The 20368-nt window shown below is 71.0% G+C and carries 12 protein-coding genes, 1 tRNA gene and 2 pseudogenes; 3 read left to right on the forward strand and 12 right to left on the reverse strand.

Features of this window, described 5'->3' with window-relative positions; genetic code table 11:
* The 4 genes from QF032_RS15500 to QF032_RS15515 all read right to left on the reverse strand — a co-directional run bounded on the left by QF032_RS15500 (nucleotide 1) and on the right by QF032_RS15515 (nucleotide 5558).
* Nucleotides 1-792, reverse strand: coding sequence for a YlbL family protein (locus tag QF032_RS15500; RefSeq protein ID WP_307056245.1), 792 nt, complete (start codon nucleotides 790-792; stop codon nucleotides 1-3).
* 204 nt (nucleotides 793-996) lie between these two features.
* Nucleotides 997-1647: an IclR family transcriptional regulator gene (locus QF032_RS15505; protein ID WP_307043346.1), complete on the reverse strand. Its 651-nt coding sequence runs from the start codon at nucleotides 1645-1647 to the stop codon at nucleotides 997-999.
* Nucleotides 1648-2083: 436 nt separating this feature from the next.
* Nucleotides 2084-3880, reverse strand: a complete 1797-nt coding sequence (locus QF032_RS15510; protein ID WP_307043348.1) for a DEAD/DEAH box helicase — start codon at nucleotides 3878-3880, stop codon at nucleotides 2084-2086.
* A gap of 220 nt (nucleotides 3881-4100) precedes the next feature.
* Entirely contained in the window at nucleotides 4101-5558 is a 1458-nt protein-coding gene (locus tag QF032_RS15515; RefSeq protein WP_307056246.1) for an MFS transporter, read from the reverse strand.
* A gap of 248 nt (nucleotides 5559-5806) precedes the next feature.
* Between QF032_RS15515 and QF032_RS15520 the strand changes: the two genes are divergently transcribed.
* Both QF032_RS15520 and QF032_RS15525 read left to right on the forward strand, forming a co-directional pair.
* Nucleotides 5807-5878 (forward strand) — tRNA-Cys (locus QF032_RS15520).
* A 986-nt stretch (nucleotides 5879-6864) separates the two neighbouring features.
* The gene (locus QF032_RS15525) at nucleotides 6865-7734 is read left to right on the forward strand and encodes a hypothetical protein (protein WP_307056247.1); all 870 of its coding nucleotides are present in this window, start codon (nucleotides 6865-6867) and stop codon (nucleotides 7732-7734) included.
* 81 nt (nucleotides 7735-7815) lie between these two features.
* Here QF032_RS15525 and QF032_RS15530 read toward each other — a convergent pair.
* The 3 genes and pseudogenes from QF032_RS15530 to QF032_RS15540 form a co-directional block, all read right to left on the reverse strand.
* A pseudogene (locus QF032_RS15530) lies at nucleotides 7816-9058 on the reverse strand (tyrosine-type recombinase/integrase); the annotation flags it as partial.
* Between the two features lie 82 nt (nucleotides 9059-9140).
* Entirely contained in the window at nucleotides 9141-9359 is a 219-nt protein-coding gene (locus QF032_RS15535; protein WP_307043354.1) for an excisionase family DNA-binding protein, read from the reverse strand.
* A gap of 168 nt (nucleotides 9360-9527) precedes the next feature.
* Nucleotides 9528-9785: pseudogene (locus QF032_RS15540) on the reverse strand (DUF3631 domain-containing protein); the annotation flags it as partial.
* Nucleotides 9786-10114: 329 nt separating this feature from the next.
* On the opposite strand from QF032_RS15540, the gene QF032_RS15545 reads away from it, so the two are divergent.
* Complete coding sequence (locus tag QF032_RS15545; protein ID WP_307056248.1) at nucleotides 10115-13477, forward strand: alpha-L-rhamnosidase-related protein; 3363 nt, start codon at nucleotides 10115-10117, stop codon at nucleotides 13475-13477.
* Between the two features lie 165 nt (nucleotides 13478-13642).
* Here QF032_RS15545 and QF032_RS15550 read toward each other — a convergent pair whose 3' ends face one another.
* From QF032_RS15550 to QF032_RS15570, 5 genes are all read right to left on the reverse strand, one after another.
* Nucleotides 13643-14773, reverse strand: a complete 1131-nt coding sequence (locus QF032_RS15550) for an SUKH-4 family immunity protein (protein ID WP_307056249.1) — start codon at nucleotides 14771-14773, stop codon at nucleotides 13643-13645.
* A gap of 264 nt (nucleotides 14774-15037) precedes the next feature.
* Nucleotides 15038-15223, reverse strand: a complete 186-nt coding sequence (locus tag QF032_RS15555) for a hypothetical protein (protein WP_307056250.1) — start codon at nucleotides 15221-15223, stop codon at nucleotides 15038-15040.
* Nucleotides 15220-17529 carry a xanthine dehydrogenase family protein molybdopterin-binding subunit gene (locus QF032_RS15560; protein ID WP_307056251.1) on the reverse strand — a complete coding sequence of 770 codons (2310 nt, stop codon included), beginning with the start codon at nucleotides 17527-17529 and terminating at the stop codon, nucleotides 15220-15222. The genes QF032_RS15555 and QF032_RS15560 overlap by 4 nt, the downstream gene beginning before the upstream one ends.
* The gene (locus tag QF032_RS15565) at nucleotides 17526-19304 is read right to left on the reverse strand and encodes a 2Fe-2S iron-sulfur cluster-binding protein (RefSeq protein ID WP_307056252.1); all 1779 of its coding nucleotides are present in this window, start codon (nucleotides 19302-19304) and stop codon (nucleotides 17526-17528) included. Before QF032_RS15565 ends, QF032_RS15560 begins: the two co-directional genes overlap by 4 nt.
* Nucleotides 19301-20194 (reverse strand): FAD binding domain-containing protein, encoded by an 894-nt coding sequence (locus QF032_RS15570; protein WP_306951996.1) that lies wholly within the window; start codon nucleotides 20192-20194, stop codon nucleotides 19301-19303. The genes QF032_RS15565 and QF032_RS15570 overlap by 4 nt, the downstream gene beginning before the upstream one ends.
* Nucleotides 20195-20368 lie beyond the last annotated feature (174 nt).

Below are 20368 nucleotides of genomic sequence, written 5' to 3' on the forward strand. Positions count from 1 at the left end.
TCAGCAGCCGGGGACCGGGCCCTTGCCCTTCTCCAGCGCGACGAGCGCGCTCACCGCGCCCTTGAGCGTGGTGACCGGGACCAGCCGCAGCCCCTTGGGCAGCTCGGACTTCGCGTCGGAGCACTCGTTTTTCGGGACGAGGAACACGGTCGCGCCGTCCCGCCGGGCGGCCTGCGTCTTCAGGGCCACCCCGCCGACCGCGCCGACCTTGCCGTCGGCGTCGATGGTGCCCGTGCCGGCGATCGTGCGGCCACCGGTGAGGTCGCCGCCGGCGCCGTCGCCGTCGAGCTTGTCGACGATGCCGAGCGAGAACAGCAGCCCGGCGCTGGGCCCGCCCACGTCGGCCAGTTTCAGCGTGACCTCGACGTCGTCCTCGCCCAGCTTCAGATACGCCAGCGCCGCCTGGGTCGCCGCGTCCTGGGAGTCCTCCATCTGCTCGGTGTTGTGCCGCTCGATCTCCTTGGTGCTCTCCCCGCTGGGGTACACCGCGTCGCGCGGCATGATCGCCTGGTCGGTGCGGAACCAGCCGTCGAGGACGTCACCGAGCATGACGCGCGCGTCGGGTCCGGTCGCCTCGATCGTCGTCATGCGCAGCTGCCCGCTGGTGTCCCGCACGGGCGCGCCGGAAATCGTGATCACCGGGGCGCCCTGGTTGTCGCCGAGGACGTTCGCCGTCATCCCCGGCTGCGCCACCGAGAACGGCAGCGGCGCGAACGCGGCCGTGGCGAGCAGCACCACGAGGGGCAGGGCGCAGACGGCGAGAGCCCGGGGGCGTGAGAGGCGAGAGAGCACGGAGTCAATCTAACGTGACGAGGCGCCGCGGCTCGCGGCCGGACGACGCCCACACCCCGGCCCGCGCGACCGCACGCGGTCACCGCGACCCGATCGTGCGGCACCGCGACCCGGATCCGGGCGGCACGGCCGGACCCGGGCTGCGCCCTGACCCGGGCGGCACGACCCGGACCCGGGCGGCACGGGTCGCGCGTCCGGCCGCGGTCAGCGCAGCGCCTCCGCCACCTCGCGTGCCGCGTCCACGACGCGCGGGCCGACCCGCTCCGGCACGGCATCGGCCAGCATCACCACGCCCACGCTGCCCTCGACGCCGGTCACGCCCAGCAGCGGGGCGGCCGCGCCGCTCGCCCCCGCCTCCAGCTCCCCGTGCGTCAGCGTGTAGCCGGGCTCGTCCACGTGACGCGACGTCTTCTGCCGGGCGGAGAGGATCGCCCGGCCGGCCGCCCCCCGGTCCAGCGGATGCCGGAACCCGGCCCGGTAGGCCACGTGGTAGTCCGTCCAGCTCGGCTCGACGACGGCGACGGCGAGCGCCTCCGTCCCGTCCACCAGCGTCAGATGCGCGGTCGCGCCTATGTCCTCGGCGAGCGAGCGCAGCGCGGGCAGCGCGGCCTCCCGTACCAGCGGATGCACCTGGCGGCCGAGTCGCAGCACGCCGAGGCCGACCCGGGCTCGTCCGCCCAGGTCACGCCGTACGAGCGCGTGCTGCTCCAGCGTGGCGAGCAACCGGTACACAACGGTCCGGTTGACGCCCAGTTTGTTGGACAGCTCGGTGACGGTCAGTCCGTGGTCGGTGTCGGCCAGCAGCTTGAGGACTTTCAGTCCCCGGTCGAGCGTCTGAGAGGTCTCCGCGGTCACGACGCCCACTCCTTAAGTGGTGAGGTCGGCTGCCTCCGTCGCGGCGATGGCGTCACCGAGTCCCGTCGGTGACGCGCGACAGAGGCAGCCGATCGACAGACGGGCCCGGCGTGTCCGGGCCTGGTCGCTTCACGGCTGCGCTCCGCGGCGGCGCTGCCACGGGGCGTGTGCGTAGCGGGACAGTAGCGAAGCCGGTTCGCTGAGCGGAAGTCTCCGTCCAGAATCCGGTCAACGACCGGTAGGGACTACCTGCATTTATCCCGATACGTACGGAGCGTGGCAGCGCGGCACGCGCCCCTCGGGACCGACGGGGCCTGTGAGCCGGACAGGGCCTGTGAGCCGGACGGGACCGCGGGGACGCGCCACCGCCGCCGGCGCGGTCCCGGCGGGACCCACCTCGTACGGGTCGCGCACTCCCGCGCCCCGGCGACCGGACTCACCTCATCCGGGTCGCCCACTCCTGCACCTTGGCGATGCGCTGGCGCAGTTGTCCCGCCGTCGCCTCCGCGCTCGGCGGTCCGCCGCACACCCGCCGCAGTTCGGTGTGGATCACCCCGTGCGGCTTGCCGCTCTGGTGCACGTACGCGGCCACCATGGTGTTGAGCTGCTTGCGCAGCTCCATCATCTCCTTGTGCGAGACGACGGGCCGCCGCTCGGCGGGCAGCTCCAGCAGGTCGGCCTCGGCGTCCGGCCGTTTCCTGCTGTGCGCGATCTGCTTGGCCTGCCGCTTCTGCAGCAGCAGTTGCACCTGGTCGGGCTCGAGCAGCCCCGGGATGCCGAGGTAGTCCTGCTCCTCCTCGCTGCCCGGGTGGGCCTGCATGCCGAACTCGGCCCCGTTGTACGTCACCCGGTCGAAGACGGCCTCGGACTCCAGCGCCTCGAAGGCGAACTGCTCCTGCTCGCCGGTGTCCTCGTCCTGCTCCCGGTTCGCCTCGTCCATCTCCTTCTCGGACTCGGCGTACGGATCCTCCTCGCCCTGCTTCTTGGGCTTGTCGAGGACGTGGTCGCGCTCGCGCTCCATCTCCCCCGCGAAACCGAGCAGATCGGGCACGGTCGGCAGGAAGACGGAGGCGGTCTCGCCGCGCCGCCGGGACCGCACGAAACGTCCGACGGCCTGGGCGAAGAAGAGCGGTGTGGAGATGGTGGTGGCGTACACCCCGACCGCGAGGCGCGGCACGTCGACGCCCTCGGACACCATGCGCACGGCGACCATCCAGCGGTCGGTGCTGCCGCTGAAGTCGTCGATGCGGCTGGACGCGCCGGTGTCGTCGGACAGGACGAGGGTCGCCTTCGAGCCGGTGATCTCCCGGATCAGCTTGGCGTAGGCGCGGGCGGAGTCCTGGTCGGAGGCGATGACGAGCGCGCCGGCGTCCGGGATGGCCTTCCTGACCTCGGTCAGGCGCTGGTCGGCGGCGCGCAGCACGCTCGGCATCCACTCGCCGCGCGGGTCGAGCGCGGTGCGCCAGGCCTGGCTGATCGCGTCCTTCGTCATCGGCTCGCCGAGCCGGGCCGCGATCTCGTCGCCGGCCTTCGTCCGCCAGCGCATGTTGCCGCTGTAGGAGAGGAAGATGACGGGCCGCACGACGTGGTCGGCGAGCGCCGACCCGTACCCGTAGGTGTAGTCGGCGGCGGACCGCCGGATGCCGTCGTCGCCCTCCTCGTACGTGACGAACGGGATGGGGTTGGTGTCCGAGCGGAACGGCGTACCGGTGAGCGCGAGGCGGCGGGTCGCGGGCTCGAACGCCTCGAGGCACGCCTCGCCCCACGACTTGCTGTCGCCGGCGTGGTGAATCTCGTCGAGGATGACGAGGGTCTTGCGCTGCTCGCTGCGGTTGCGGTGCAGCATCGGACGCACGCCGACGCCCGCGTAGGTCACGGCGACGCCGTGGTAGTCCTTGCTGAGCGGTCCGGCGCTGTACTCGGGATCGAGCCGGATGCCTATGCGGGACGCCGCCTCCGCCCACTGCTTCTTCAGGTGTTCGGTCGGCGCGACCACGGTCACCTGCTGCACGACGTGATGGTGCAGCAGCCAGGAGGCGAGGGTCAGCGCGAACGTCGTCTTGCCGGCGCCGGGGGTGGCGACGGCCAGGAAGTCGCGCGGCTGCTCCTGGAGGTACTTCTCCATCGCCCCCTGCTGCCAGGCCCGCAGTTTGCCGGCGGTGCCCCATGGGGCGCGGCCGGGGAAGGCGGGCGACAGGTGGTGGGAGGTGGAGGTGGCGGCGGTGGTAGTCACGGTCTCCGGTTCGGGGGGTCGGGCTGCTCGTTACTCGGCTACGTATGACAACCGGGCCACCCTACCGGCGGCCCGGATGTCAACGCGCCGACGAGGCCGCGTCGCCCACGGGTGGGACCCAGCTCACAGCGTCCGGCGCGGAGAAGGGGACCTCCGCGCGGTCGCGGCGGCCCCGTTGCCCGTGCCGGACGGCCCGTCGGTCAGCGGGCCGTATGCCCGGTCAGGCCGGCCGCTCGTGCAGTCGGGTGGCCACCCAGGCGCCGGCGAGCGCCACCGCGGCCATCGGCAGGAAGACGGCGGCGAAGGCGGCCGGGTGGGAGGAGCCGCCGGCGGCGTCGGCCGCGTGCGCGACGCTGCCGCCGCCGAGCGCGGCGAAGGCCGCGCCCCCGGCGGCGAGCAGCAGCACGTTGGAGAGCCCGTCCGAGATCTGCAGGGCAGCGGAGTTGGCGCCGGCCTCCTCGGGTGCGGAGAGCCGCAGCAGCAGCACGCTGGTCGAGGAGATGACGAGCCCCATCCCGAAACACCCGAAGCCCCAGGCGACGGCCACGGTCCAGACGGGCACGGGAGCCACCAGCACAGCGGGGGCGGCGGCGATGGCGGCGGCGGCCAGCACCATCCCGAGCGCGGTGAGGCGCTGCCGGTACGGCTCCACCCCAGGCCGTGACTGCACCCACGACCCCAGCGCCCAGGTCCCGCCGCCGGCGGCGAGCGAGAACCCGGCGAGGGTGGGGCTCAGCCCGCGCTGCGTGACGAGCATCAGCGGCACGAAGGACTCGGCGGCGATGAAGGATCCGGCGGCCAGGCCGCGCAGCAGCACGACGGAGGGCAGCCCGCGGGCCGCCCGCCAGGTGCCGCGCGGCAGCAGTCCGAGCACGGCGGGAACGAGCAGCGCGCATCCCGCGACGGCGGGCGCCGCGGAGAGCGGCCGCAGATCCTGCGCGGCGTACTGCAGGAGTCCGGCCCCGAGGGAGATGCCGAGCGCGAGGCGGATCCGCCGCCGGTCGAAGACAGCGACGGCCGTGCCCGCCACGGGGCCGCCCGCCCGACGCCGTATCTGCGGCAGCGCCAGCGCGAGCGGCAGCACGACGAGGACCGGTATCCCGAGGAAGACCCAGCGCCACCCCAGCCGTTCGGTCACCGCACCTGCGGCCAGCGGCCCGACCACCGACGGCACGACCCAGCACGCGGCGAACGCTGCCATGATCGCGGGCCGCAGCCGCTCCGGGTAGGCGCGTCCGACGACGACGTACAGCGCGACGATCACCAGTCCGCCCCCGAGGCCCTGCACGGCCCGCCCGAGGATGAACACCCACATCGTCCCGGCGCTCCCGGAGAGCACGAGGCCCGCCGCGAAGGCCGCGATCCCGCCGGCGAGCGGCGCGAGCGGGCCACGGCGGTCCGAGAGCTGCCCGGCGAACACCATCCCGAAAAGGCTCGTGGTGAAGTACCCCGAGAACGCGAACGCGTAGAGCGACACCCCGTCGAGCTCCCGCGCCGCGACGGGCATGGCCGTCCCGACGGCGGTCGCCTCGAAGGCGATGAGCAGCACGACGGAGACGATGCCGATGCTGAGGGCGCGGTAGGAACGTCCGAGGACGGTCTCGTCGGGTCCCGGTGACGTGTCGGGGTTCTCCGGGGCGTCGGCGACGACGGCGTCGCGGGATTCGAGGGCAGCCATGGCCGCCAGCGTAAGGTGCGCAATCGGGTTTGACCCCTGTCGGAAGACGGATCTGACCCGGGACCTCGGCACTAGGCCCCACGCGGCACCTGCCTTTCCACCCACCCCTCCAACCGCCTCCCGACCCCCTTTCATGAACGGCGTATGGCAGTCCCGTTGCGGCACCGGCCGGTTGCTTGAGCCCCGTCCGGCCCCGCCCGTACGGTCGTCACATCAGGTCCGGCGGGGCCGCCATCCCCGCCACCGACGACCGTGTGCCCGAGAGGCTCAGGGACTCGCCTGCAAAGCGAGTTACACGGGTTCGAATCCCGTCGCGGTCTCTGGTGTACGACCAGGCAGAAGGAAAGGGCGGCGCCCTCGAACCGGTGCCGCCCTTTTGGCTGCCGTCTCAGTTCGCGTCTCAGTTGAGAGGTGTAGACGAATTGCGAACGGGCTGAGCGACTGCGGCCCAATTCGGCAGCGCCCATTGCGTCCGGTCCTCCAGCGGCAGACACCGCGACCACGCCCTGCACACCTACGGTCGCCCTCGCCTCGCCGCGCGGTGATCAACCACCCAGGACGCACACCACTCCCGACAAGATCACATTGCTGTGACAGAGGTTACGGGAGCGCCTATTGGGGATGCTGAGGATATTTTGTATCGCCAGTATGCGATTCCCTTAAGCACTCAGATGCGTCATATGGCAGGATGCCGCCATGCCACCGATGCACCCAACCAGAAGTCACGAAAACCTTAAAGGGATAATGCGCTCACTGGCGACCTTTGGTGCACTCTGCTTGATATCCAGCTGCGTACAGCAATCATCGACCACAGAACCTCATGCCGAGCAATCATCGAGCACAGAGTCTCGCGCCGACCTCCCACTATCCCAGTGGAAACGAATCGTCGCTCCATTAGTTGACTGCCACATCCCGGGCCTCGGAGTTGAGATCTATCCATTTCCCGTCCAGAGAGCCGACCTCAACGGCGATGGAGCTAATGATTTCATCGTTCAATACATGTGTTACACCGGAGACTCAAGCGCACCGACTCAGCTGGAAGTATTTAGCGGGGAAACTGCCGACCGAGACCCGAAGAGCATCGGTAGAGTCGTGAGTGCGAGCCAATGGGTCACAGTGAGGAGGATTCACTTCGAAGGTTCTAGACTTACTGTTATGGGCGCCATTCGCCGGGATTCCGATGCCATCGCATGTCCCTCGATATTGTATTTCCGAACCGCATATTGGACTCCCGCCAAGATGCAACTTTCGAAGGCGCGAACCATGCAGATCGCAGGTTGCGCATGATTTCCGGTCTGGAGAAAAAATGAACCCGGCCACCCCGCCACCTCCGCCCGACCCGGCCACCCCGCCACCTCCGCCCGACCCGGCCACCCCGCCACCTCCGCCCGACCCGGCCACCCCGCCACCCGGGAAATGGGATCGGTTCGGGGTTAAGGTCACGGTAATCGGAGGCGTGATTGCCGCTTTAGGTGCCGCGGTGGCCTTATTTTTCACGTTCTTCCCGGGGGTTCAGCCGGAGAAAGATTCAGGAAACGATAACGAGCTTGCGGTGAGCAGCTACAGGATCGGATACGATGCATCAGTTACCGCAGACGGACTGAACGCCGCAACAGGCGAGAAGAGTAAGATTCTCTACAAGGAGGCATCTACTTTTAGGATATCCCTGAAGAACGCAAGTAATGTCGATGCGCAGGTAACCTCCATCAACCTAAAGTTTCACCAGATTAAAAATCTTCCCGTTTGTGACGGCGGTGGACCAGGTTTTGTGTATCCAGCATACAAGTTCGCCATCCCCACGGATACCAAATCAGGGGTTCAGATCGATCGGCCAATCGATTTTAAGGTCGCAGCACACAAAATTGAAACCATCGGAGTTACCATTGGCCCGGAAGAGGAAGGAGATTCGGCTACCGTCTGGGTGTACGAGTTCGACGGATTGCTAGAGTACGACTCAGGTAAAAGGGTCGCCATCCCAAGGAGTGTCATCGTAACCCCGATGAATGCCATGGATCGAGCTTTGTCAGTTACAGCAAGGCAAGAATCGAACAACCCGGACACTTCTTGCGAAAGGAAGATGCTTGATTTCATGGATCAACTGATGCAACGCAAGGGCCTGATCACATCCCCCGGATTTGTGGAATTTCGCGACAACCTCAGGCTTGTGCTCGGGTGACGCGCCCGCCCACCGTCGGAGGGTCGGTCCGTTGAAGACCTGCCCTCCGCCCCGCTTTCGAATGGTTGACGCAAGCGCCCCATCGTCGCCCTGCCGGTCCACCTCCGGCTTCCAGATCAGGCCGTCCACCTGCCTTGCGATGTCCGTCCGAACGGCATCCATCATGAGCTGATGGCGAGCGGCCACAGCCGTGGTCGACCACCCCATGAGGCCCATGACGGCGCGCTCGGGAACACCGAGGATGAGCAGCACCGTGGCGGCCGTGTGACGCGCGTCGTGCAGACGCCCGTCCCGAACTTTCGCCTCTGCCAGAAGATCCTTCCACTCAGTCCAGTCTCGCCGGTGGGACGGGCTCCGACCGTGTTCATCCGGGAAAACCAAGCCGTGGTCTTCCCAGCGCTTCCCGGCCTCCGTTCGCTCCGCTTCCTGCGCCTTGAGGTGCGCACGGAGTAGGTCAACGAGCTGTTCGGGGAGATCGACCGCGCGACGTCCGGCGCGCGACTTGGTGTTGGACAACTCGGGATTGGTTCGTCGCCTCTGCGGGCACTACCCGGCGGCCTTGCGTCCACAGGGCTCCGGGCACCCGTGGGCGTACTGCGGCCGATGGCGACTACGGCGGACAACGAGGAACCCACCATCAAGGTCCACGTCCTCCCACTTCAGCCCCAGCACCTCCCCTTGGCGCAGTCCGAGGGCGAGGGCAACGGCCCAGCGAGCGGAGTTGCGGTGCTGGTCAGCGGCCTTGAGCAACCGCTGGACCTCATGAACGCTGTAGGGCTCCACCTCGTACCCCCCGTCTTCGGGGCCTTGGCCAACTGAACGGGGTTCTTGCCGAGATGCCCTCGCCGCACGGCCTCATTGAGGGCGGTACGGAAGGTGCGATGCACCTGGTGGGCGGTCCCGGGCTTGCTGCCGTTGGCCTGCATGTTGTTCGCGTAGAACACCTCGATGTGCTCGGGCTTGAGCCTGTCGAGACGGTGAGCCCCCAAGCCGGGGATCAGGTGCTTCCGCACGGCGACGCGGTACCCCACCATCGTGTTGTCTTTGACGGCGAGGGGGGCAACGTTCTCAATCCAGTGCGTCAGCCATGTCTTGACCGTCCACGCCTTGCCCGGCTTCCGAACGGTCTTGGCGTCGCGCTGCTTCTCCAACTCGCGAACAGCGGACGTCGCTTCGGCGCGAGTTTTGCGTTCGACGTGGCGACATCAGGGGTGCCGTCGTCTCGGATGCCGACCATGACGAGGCCGTGCCACTTGCCGTCTTTGCCTAGGTAGATCGAGCTACGACCGTTGGACTGTCGGGTGCGCTTCTTGTCTTCCGCCACGGATGGACTCCTTGACGTTGTGGCAGGTGGAAACGACGGAGCGCCGCCCCAAGGATGGGGCAGCGCTCCGGAGAAGGGTGGTTCAGGCCGCCTGCTGCTCAGCACAGCGACGAGCGAGGTACGCGGCCGGGGCGTCAGCGGGGACGCGCCTCAGCCCGCCGATCATCAGGGATTCCAGCTCCCCGGTGCGGATGAGGGCGAAGCAGGTCGTTCGGCCGATGCGGAGGCAGTAAGCGGCCTCTTCAACAGTCAGAAAGACAGGGGCCGGGCTGTTACTTCCGGCGGGTCGGACGGTGTCCATGCGGAGTCTCCTCGGTGGCAATCCTTCGGGGGTATCTCTGAGGGCCGCTACTTCCGCTACCGCCGCTACCGCGCAGGTCAGGGGCCTGTTCGAGGTAGCGGGAAGGGATAGCGGTAGCGGATGGGTAGCGGCAGATTCCGACGCTTGCCGCTACCTCATAACTGCTGGTCAGGCAGCGTTTTCCATGCCGGGTAGCGGAGGTAGCGGACTGTCGGGGGGGCAGTAGCGGGCCCATGCGTCCCAGAGATCGGCGGCGTAGTAGCCCTTGAGGACACTGCCAGCGGCCTTGATGTTGCGGGAGGCGATCGGCTCGTTGTCGGCCGTCATGTACTCCGCGAGCATCTTGGACAGACGCCGGTTGTCGAGTGGCTTGCCGCCGAGGTCGGCCCATGGGGCGTCGTCGAGGGCGTTGAGCCGGTCGAGGATGCAGAAAATAAATGCCGGCCGAGAGTACGTCAATGGAACTGACCGGTTCGGTCCCGACCCCATCACCTGACCTCTCACCGCGGTGGAAACCTCCGCGCTTCGCCCCCCTGAACTGCGCAGACCCCCGACACCACTCGGGCCGCTCCCGCAAGTTCCGGTGGCGCGGCCATTGACACGACGCCTGCACCAGGGTCAGGATCTCGCCTGCAAACACCGGATTGAAACGATTCAGAATTCCGGAAGCAACAATTCCGCGCCGTCTCGACCCCCCGGGCTGCCGACGCGTTCGCCGCCCCCTCCGCTCTCCGCACAGCCCCTAGGAGCCCGCGATGCACGATGTGACGCGCCGGAACATTCTGCGCTCGGCCATAGCCGTGGCCCTTGCCCCCACTCTGGGTTCCGTGATGCTGCCCGGGCTCGCGCCCGCGGCGTCCGCGGCGGTCTCCTGGACCGCGAAGTGGATCTGGGCGCCGTCCAGTTCCACGAACCAGTGGGTGGCCTTCCGCAGATCGTTCACCCTGGGCTCCGCGCCCTCGAAGGCCGTGACCCAGATCGCGGCCGACTCCAAGTACTGGCTGTGGGTCAACGGCACACTCGTGGTCTTCGAGGGCGGACTCAAGCGCGGCCCGAACCGTACGGACACCTACTACGACGAGATCGACCTCGCCCCGTACCTGACCAGCGGCACCAACACGGTGGCCCTGCTGGTTCGGTACTTCGGCAAGCAGGGCTTCTCGCACAGCAGCAGCGGCAAGGGCGGTCTGCTGTTCCAGTCCGACATCACGACCGGTTCCACCACCACCCGGCTGGTCAGCGACACCGGCTGGAAGCACACCGTCCACCCGGGCTACTCGAACAACACCAGTGGCACCCAGGTCAACTTCCGGCTGCCGGAATCGAACGTCTACTACGACGCCCGCAGCGCCACCGCCATGGCCGACTGGCAGTCCGCCGGCTTCGACGACAGCGCCTGGAGCGCGCCCACCGACTTCGGCGCCGCCGGCGCCGCCCCCTGGAACGGCCTCGTCCAACGGCCGATCCCGCAGTTCCGCTACTCCGGCCTGAAGTCGTACACCAACGCCGCCTCGCTCCCGGGCGTCGGCCAGGGCTCCACGGCCATCTCGGCCACCCTGCCGTCCAACATCCAGGTCACGCCGTACCTGAAGGTCGACGCTCCGGCCGGCGCGGTGATCGGCGTCCAGACCGACCACTACGACGACGGCAAGGGCCTGGTCGGCATCGACCAGGCCACCATCTTCAACGTCCGCGCCACCTACGTCTGCACCGGCGGGGTGCAGGAGTTCGAGGCGCTGGGCTGGATGAGCGGCACCGCAGTGCGGTACACCATCCCGGCGAACGTGACGATCGTCGATCTCAAGTACCGGGAGAGCGGATACGACACCGACTTCGCCGGGTCGTTCACCAGCAGCGACGCCCTCTTCGACACCGTGTGGACCAAGGCCGCCCGCACCATGTACGTCAACATGCGCGACAACTACATGGACTGCCCCACCCGCGAACGCGCCCAGTGGTGGGGCGACGTGGTCAACCAGCTGAAGGAAGGTTTCTACACCTTCGACACCAACTCCCACGCCCTCGGCAAGAAGGCCATCTCGCAGCTGGCCTCCTGGCAGAAGGACACCGGGGCGCTCTACTCCCCGATGCCCTCGACCATCTGGACCGCCGAACTGCCCAACCAGATGCTCGCCTCGGTGTGGTCGTTCTGGACGTTCCACCTCTACACCGGCGACACGAGCACGGTCACCGGCGCCTACCCGGCGGTGAAGAAGTACCTGGACCTGTGGGGCCTGGGCAGCGACGGCCTCGTGGCCCACCGCGCCGGTGACTGGGACTGGCAGGACTGGGGCAGCAACATCGACACCCGCGTCCTGAACAACTGCTGGTACTACCTGGCCCTGGACACCGCCGCCAAGCTCGCCGCCCTCAGCGGCAACACCGGCGACGTCGCCGGATGGCAGGCCCAGCGCGCCAGCATCAAGGCCAACTTCGACACCCTGCTGTGGAACTCCACCAAGAACGAGTACCGCTCGCCCGGCTACAGCGGCGACACCGACGACCGGGGCAACGCCCTCGCCGTCGTCGCGGGCCTGGCCGCCCCCAGCCACTACCCGGCGATCACCAACGTGCTGCGCACCCATCTCAACGCCAGCCCCTACATGGAGTTCTACGTCCTGGAGGCGCTGTACCTGATGGGCGCGGCCACCGTCGCCGAGGAGCGGATGCGCAACCGCTTCGCCGCCCAGGTCGCCGACCCCGCCTGCCACACCCTGTGGGAGGTGTGGGTCAAGTCGCAGGGCACCGACAACCACGCCTGGAACGGCGGCCCGCTGTACGCGCTGTCCGCCTACGCCGCGGGTGTGCGCCCCACCACGGCGGGCTGGGAGACGTACGAGGTGATCCCGCAGACCGGCACCCTCACGAAGATCAACACAGTGACGCCGACCGTCGCGGGTGACATCCGCTTCGGCATCACCCGCGACGGCACCCAGGCCACGCTGACGCTCACCTCACCGGACGGCACGACCGCCCGGGTGGGCGTGCCCACCTACGGCGGCTCCCAGCCGGTCATCAAGGCGAACGGCACCACCGTGTTCACCGGCGGCTCCTCCACGGGCAGCGTCAGCGGCCTGGCGTATGACGGCAAGGACTCCTCGTACGTCTACTTCAAGGTCCAGCCGGGCACGTGGACGTTCACGGCCGCCGGCACCGGCCCCCTCGACAACCTGGCCCTGAACCGCCCGGTCACCAGCAACAACAGCCTGGAGAACAGCAGCTGGGGCAAGAACCGGCTCACCGACGGCAAGCTCACCAGCGTGTCGGGCGCCAGGGGCTACACCAGCAACGAGTTCACCTCCGCCGACGTCAGCGCGAACCCCGTCTGGGTGGAGATCGACCTCGGCGCCGACACCGACCTCGACGCCGTACGCCTCTTCCCCCGCACCGACACCCCCGCGGCCGGTGGCGGCAGCGCGGGCTTCCCCGTCGACTTCACCGTCCAGACCCGCCCCGACGGCGGAAGCGCCTACACCACCGTCCGCACCGTCACCGGGCAGGCGAATCCCAACGGCGCGGTCCAGACGTACGGATTCAAGACCACCACCGCCCGCCACGTCCGCCTCCAGGCCACCAAGCTCGGCGCCCCCGCGTCCGACGAGTCCGCCAAGTTCCGCCTTCAGCTCGCCGAACTCACCGTCCCGACCTCCGCGACGACCGTGAAGGCCAACTGCACACTGGAGAACAGCGACTGGGGCAAGACCCGCCTCCTGGACGGCACCACCACCAGCGTCACCGGCGCCAAGGGCTTCACCAGCATCGACTTCGCCGCCGCCGACGTCAGCGCCACACCCGTGTGGATCGAGGTCGACCTCGGCGCCGACCGGTCCATCGGCTCCGTCACCCTCCACCCCCGCACCGACGCCAGTGGGACCGGCGGCGGCTCGGCGGGCTTCCCCGCCGATTTCACCGTGCAGACCCGCCCCGACGGATCCGGCACCTACACCACCGCCCGCACCGTCACCGGCCAGGCCAACCCGAACGGGGCCGCCCAGACCTACCCGCTCACCTCCGTCACCGGCCGCTACCTGCGTCTGACGGCGACCCGGCTCGGCACTCCGGCATCCGACGAGACCGCCAAGTTCCGCCTTCAGCTGGCGGAGATCACCGTCACCTGACCCTCCGAGGCCGTGACTGCCCGCCCGCCCCGCACGCACCCGTACGCCGGGCGGGCGGGCAGTCACGGCGGACGGCCGGACCTGGCCGGCGGGAGACCGCCGTCGCCCTGCCGCACAGAGCGTGGCGTGCGGCGCGGTGCGTGGCGGGTGGTGCGTGGTGGCTCGTCAGGCGTCCGCGGGGTCGGCCGGAGTGGCGTCACAGGCCACCGGGGCGACCATGTCGGCCGGGGCGACCGGGCCGGCCGGGTCGACGGCGGCCAGGGTGCGGGACATCGTGTCGGCGAGCCGGCCGTAGGCGTCGGTCAGTTCGCGTACCGCGTCCAGGGCCTGCTCGTGTCTCAGCAGCCAGAGGGTGAACGCGAGGGTGGAGATGTCGGCGTTGAGCGGACGCGGGGTGTGGTCCGGCTCGCTCCAGCTCAGCACCGCGCCCGTGGCGCCGTCCACGACGAGGCTGGTGTCCTCGGCGAGGCTCCCCAGCCGGATGAGGCGGTCGGCGTGCGCCGGAAGCCGGTTTCCCGCACCGCCGCCGACCGAGTCGTCGGTGCGGAGGTCGGCGAGGTGCTCGGCGAGGGTCCGCAGCGGCAGTTCCGTCTCCAGCGAGAACGGGACGGTCTCCTCCGGCAGGCCCGTCCCGCGCAGGAAGCGCCGGGTCGGAGCGTGCGCGAGCGCGTCGGGCAGGTCGATGTCCTCGAAGCGGACGACGCCGGCGGAGCCGAACTCCTCGTCCAGCAACCGGACCGGCAGATCCAGGGCCAGGCCGGACGTCGTGACAGGACCTGCCACCAGGGCCAGCGGACGGATCACCGCGGCCAGCTTCCAGAACAGGGCAAAGGCGTCGCCCGGGCCTTCGGCGCCCGCCTCGAACACCGCCAGCAGCCGCCGGGAGGCCCCGGCCACCGCCTTCGGCCCGAGCCGGCCGGCGTAGCAGGCGAACTGCCCGCGCAGGGCCGCCAGTTCGTCCACGGCCGTGGCACGGCGGAGCAGCTTCTCCAGGGACGGGGCGAGCGGCGGGGCGTCCATCAGGTCGAGGCGGTCGTGGAAGAAGTACGTCGTCGAGATCTCTCCCGTCATCCCGTCGAGCAGGACCGACTCCGTCTCCCGGCGGGCGCCGGCGACCGTGGCCGGAGCGCCGGTGCGCGGCGCGTCCATCGTCATCAGGGTGCCGTCGCCCGGCAGGCCCCGCAGACCCGGTCCGGCCGGCCGGCGGCGGGCCGGGGGGTGTGCGACGTACGTGTTCAGCTCGTCCTCGGTGAAAGTGATCGTCGTCATGGCGGTGGTGGTCCTGGTCGTGCTCATCGGTCCCCCTGGCGAAAGTCGCGTGCGCCGTCCCACTGCTCCGCAGCCTATGCGGTGCCACTGACAACGGCTCCGACCAGCGGCGACGCCCGTCCGCGCCGGGGGTTCCGCCCGTAGCGCCGGCACCGGTCCTCAACGGAAGACGTCACGGCGACCCGATGCGTTGCCTTCCCACTCGGATCGCCCGGATCGCCCGGTGCCACCCGTGCTCACGGGGCGCGGCGCTCGTGTGCGCCGCTCGTGTTCGCCGCTCGTGTTCGCCGCTCAGGTGAAGTACACGCCGCCCAGCACCACGGCCAGCGCCGCCGTCACGAACAGCAGGATCCAGAGCAGCAGCTTGCCCGCGCTCGGCGGGGGTTCGTACTGCCGGGATTCGTACTGCGGGGGTTCGTACTGCGGGGGTTCGGGCCGAAGATCGCCCGGTGGGTCGACCGGCGCCGGGTCGCTCACCGGTCCGTCACCACCGCGGCCTGCGGCCTTATCGGGAGGCGGTTCACGGGGCGGCCGGTCGCGGCGCGGACGGCGGAGGCGATCGCCGCCGGCGAGGTGACGACCGGGACCGCGCTGGCGGCCTTCGCCCCGAACGGCGCGACCACGTCCCGCTCCTCGACCAGTTTGACGATCCGGATGTCCGGGGCGTCCAAGGCCGTGGGCAGCGCGTAGCCGGTGAGGTCGGGGTGGCGGATCAGGCCGCGGGGGGTGCGCAGGTTCTCGGTGAGCGCGATGCCCACGCCCTGGGTGACGCCCGCCTCGATGCGGGCGGCGAGCTGGGCCGGGTTCAGGATCCGGCCGACGTCCTGGGCGACGGCGAGTTCCACGACCCGCACCGAGCCGAGCTCGATGTCGACGTCCACGACCGCGCGGATCGCGCAGAACGCGAGGCCGACGAAGGCGTCGCCCTGGCCTGCCGCGTCCAGCGGCTCGGTGGGATGCGGGCGGCACTGTGCGGTCGCCCACAGTTCCTTGCCCTGCATCTCCTCCGTGACGGGCGTCGACAGGACGCCGTCGTAGGAGGTGATCCTGCCGTCGGTGATCTGCAGCAGTTCCGTGGACATGCCGAACTTGTGCGCGAGCGGCTGGAGCAACTGCGTGCGGACCATCTTCGCCGCGCGTTCCACCGCGCCGCCCGAGACCCAGGTGTGACGGCCCCGGCAGCCGGGCCCGGCGGGGGGCTGGTCGGTGTCCACGGGGGCCACGTGGACCTCGTCGACGCCCAGCGTCTCCTGGACGATCTGACGGGCCAGCGTGGTGAAGCCCTGGCCGGTCTCGACCGCCGCGCACAGCACCGTCGCGACGCCGTCCTGGACCTTCACGGTGGCGGTGGAGACCTCGTCGGCGCCCTCCGCGCCCAGCATGTGGACCATGCCCAGGCCGTAGCCGACGCCGCGGCGCACCGCGCCCGGCTCGCCCGCGCCCTCGGGGCCGCCGGGCAGCAGCCAGTCCTCTTCGGGCGCGTCCTTGGGCAGCGACGGGAGGGGGAACTCCTGGACGGCCTGGAGGAGTTCGGCGACGGGGGCGGGGCAGGTCACCGTCTGGCCGGTCGGCAGGACGTCCCCGGTCGCCATGACGTTGCGCAGCCGCAGCTCCGCGGGGTCGACGCCGAGCTTCTTCGCCAGCTTGTCCATCTGCGCCTCGTAGGCGGCGCACACCTGCATCGCGCCCTCGCCGCGCACATGGCCCGACGGCGGGTTGTTGGTGCGCACCGCCCAGCCCTCGATGAAGGCGTTCGGCACGACGTAGGGACCGCAGGCGAAGGAGACGGCGGCGGCCAGCGCCTCGGCGGAGGTGTCGGCGTAGGCGCCCGCGTCCAGCAGGATCTGCGCCTCGACCTTCACCAGCCGGCCGTCGGCGTCGGCGTGGTGGCGGTAGCGCAGCAGCGTGGGGTGGCGGTGGGCGTGGCCGAGGAAGGACTCCTCGCGGGTCGCCGTGAGCTTCACCGGGCAGCCGGTCCTGAGAGCCAGCAGGCCCAGCGGGAGCTGGAAGCCCTGGTCCTCGCGGTCGGCGGTGGCGCCGGGCACGCCGGTGACGACGATCTTCACCCGTTCGGGGTCGAGTCCGAAGCAGGCGGCGGCCGTGTCGCGGTCGGTGTGCGGGTCGGTGGAGGCGAGGTAGAGCTCCACGCCGCCGTCGGGGCGGGGCACGGCGAGGCCGGCCTCGGCGCCGATGGGGGCGGGGTCGGCGCGCCCGATGCGGTACTGGCCCTCGACGACGACGACGCCGGCCGCGGCGGGGTCGCCGTGGTGCAGCGGGATGTGCCGGATCAGGTTGCCGTCGGGGTGCAGGGGCGCCGCCTCGAAGGCCTGCTCGGGGTCGATCACCGGGTCGAGCGTCTCGTACTCGACGATGACGGCCGCCGCGGCCATGCGCGCGGTGTCGGGGTGGTCGGCGGCGACGGCCGCGATGGGCTCGCCGTGGTGGCGGACCACGTCGGAGGCGAACACCGGCCGGTCGGCGGTGCCCCGGCCGTGCAGCGCGCGGCCCGGGACGTCCTCGTGGGTGACGACGGCCCGCACGCCGGGCATCTCACGCGCGTGGGAGGTGTCGATGGAGACGATGCGCGCGTGCGGGTGCGGTGATCGCAGGACGGCCGCCCAGAGCAGGCCCTCGGCCCACAGGTCGGCCGCGTACGGGAAGGTGCCCTCCGTCTTGGCGCGCGCGTCGGCGGGCTGCAGGGACACGCCGAGGCCGTGCGGGACCGGCTCGGGGGCCACAGCGGCCTCCACGGGAGTCGTCGCGGTGGCTGTCTCGTTCGTCACGCCTGACCTCCGTCCTGGCCCTGTCCGTAGGCGGGGTCATGCGGGTGGGGCTGCGCCGGGTTCTCGAACGCCGACGCGTGCACGCCGCCCGCGCCCGGGCCCGCCTGATGGGGGATACGTGCTTCGTCCCCGTCCGTCTCGGCGTCGGCGTGCGCCTGGCGTTCGGCGACGACGTCCTGGACGGCCTGCAGGACGCCCCGGTAGCCGGAGCAGCGGCACAGGTTGCCGCACAGGGCCTGGCGGGCCTCCAGTTCGGACGGCGCCGGATTGCCCTCGAGCAGGTCGTGCACGGTCATCGCCATGCCGGGCACGCAGAAGCCGCACTGCACGGCCCCGCAGGCGGCGAGGGCCCGCTGCACGTCCGAGGGCTGTCCGTCGACGGCCAGCCCCTCGACGGTGCGGATCTCACTGCCGGCGGTGGTGACGGCCGGGACCAGGCAGGAGGCGACGAGCCGTCCGTCCACCTGGACGTTGCAGGCGCCGCATTCGCCCTGCGAGCAGCCGTCCTTGGCGCCCGCGAGGCCGAGCCGCTCGCGCAGCACGTAGAGCAGGGACTCGCCGATCCAGGCGTCGGTGACGGGGCGGTCGGAGCCGTTGACGCGCAGCACGTAACCGGCGAGGGGGTGTTCCTCGTGGAACGGCGGCGGGACGTCGCCGGCGACCTCGTCCGCCGCCGGCTCCGGGTCGGAGGCGTGCGGGTCTGGGGCGTGCGGGTCCGGGGCGTGCGGGTCCGGGGCGTGCGGGTCGGAGGCGTGGGGCTGCGGGGCGTCGCCGGCGGGGGCGTCGTCGTCCGCGGCGGCCTGCCCGGCCGGCGGCCGCGCGGGCCGGTGGACGGCTCCCGCGGGGCCGTGGGCGGCTTCGCGGGCGGACTCCGGCTCCCCGGGCGTCCCGGCGGCTCCCTCGGCCTCAGTGGCCTGGCGGGCGGTTGCGGCGGGGCCGTCGGCGGGCACCGTGTAGGCCTCGGCGGAGACCTCCGGGCCGAACGCGCCGCTCGGGTGGGAGTGCGGGGCGGCCGGCTCGGCGTCGGGGCGGACCCGGTCGTCGGCCGCGGCCGACGGGTCGTGCTCCGGCGCGAACGGGGTCCCCGTCCCGTGCGGGGGCAGTTGCGCGGGCGCGTGGCCGTACGGCTCCGGGTCCGTCGCCTGCGGGACGGGCTGACCGGCCTCGTCGGCGGGCTGCGCCCACGTCTGGTGCGCCGTGTCGGGCGGCTCCGTCGCCCAGGGTGCGGACGCGCCGCCGGGCAGGGTGGCGGGGGGCGTGCTGCCCCACTGCTCGACCAGGGACGACGCGGTGAACTCGCCCGATTCGTCGGGAAGGTCGCCGCCGGCCACGGGGATCGACCACTGGCCGGTCACGTCGTGGCCCGGGGCGGGAGCGGACGACGGTGCGCCCGGGCCCGCCGAGGCGTCCTCGAACGTCCACTGGCCGGTCGCGCCCGGGTTGTACCTGAAGCGGTCGTCGCCCACCGTCTGCGGGGTGTCCTGCGCGACGGGCCAGTCGCCGCCGGCCGGGGCCGCCCAGGTGGCGGCGTCGTCCGCGGGGGGCGCCACCGCTATCTGCGGCGGCACGTACCCGTGGCCGGGCGCGGCGAGCGGGCTGTCGCCGCGGCCCGCGAGAAGGGCGTCGATGCCGCCTTCGGGAAGCTTCACGAAGGCGGTCGCGCCGTCGTCGTAGTCCCCGTGCGGCAACGGGTCCCAGCGGCCGGCGCCCTGCGGCGCGCCCTGGTCCCGCCCGTTCTCCTGTCCGTGTCCGGGTCCGTGCTGGTCGTCGGTCACGACAGCGCCCTCCCCAGTGCTCGTCGGGCCAGTGCGGCGACGGTGCGCCGCAGGTGCAGTACGGCGGGTGGAAGTTCCGGCACGGAGCCGTCCACGCCGGGCGTCGGGTCGGGGATGCAGGCGGCGGCGACGTACTCGCCGAAGGCCGTGAGGGCCTCGGGGACGATCGTGCGGCCGTTGTCCCAGTCGATCAGCCGGGCGACCCACTGCTCGGCCTCGAGCGGCCGCAGCGGCATCGGCGCTATGGCGCCCACCGCGCACCGGACCCCGCGCCGGGCGGGGTCGAGGACCAGCGCCACGGAGGCCACCGCGCGTCCCGGACCGGTGCGGCCGGTGGCCTTCAGGAAGACCTGCGGGGCGTGCAGCAGGGGCACGCGCACGTACCCGATGAGCTCGCCGCCGCGCAGCATCTCCATGCCGGCCAGCAGGTGCGACACCGGGACCTCCCGGCGGGCTCCGCCCGGGCCCGCGACGATCAGGGTCGCCTCCAGCGCGGCCAGCACGGGCAGCGCGTCGCCCGTGGGGGCGGCCGAGGCGACGTTGCCGCCCAGGGTGCCCGCGTTGCGGATCTGCGGCGGACCGGCGGCGCGGGCGGCCGCGGCGAGCGCCGGGATCAGGGCGGCGAAGTCGGGGCGGCCCATGCGCGCGTGGGTGAGTCCGGCGCCGAGCAGCGCGTGGCCGTCCTGGTACTGCCAGCCGCGGATCTCGCTGATCCGGCCGAGGCCCACCAGCCCGGCGGGGCGCAGCTGACCCGAGTTCACGGCGGCCATGAGGTCGGTGCCGCCGGCCACGGGGACGGCCGCGGGCATGGCCGCCAGGGCCGCCACGGCGTCGTCCAGTGTCGTGGGCAGCGTGACGGCCTGCGCCGCCTGCGGTGCGTGCGTGCTCAAAACCGGCTGCCCCTTCCCGCTGCCCCACCTGGTCCCACCTGGTCCCACCTGTGAAGCCGTACGGTACGTGCTGACAGGGCGGACGTGGCAACTCTGGCACATCTTCGCAACACCCGAGCGCGGGGGTCCGCTAGGAGGCATTCGCCCACCTCGTCACGGAGATGGTCCGTTTTC

The sequence above is a fragment of the Streptomyces achromogenes genome, from assembly GCF_030816715.1.
Classification (GTDB): domain Bacteria; phylum Actinomycetota; class Actinomycetes; order Streptomycetales; family Streptomycetaceae; genus Streptomyces; species Streptomyces achromogenes_A.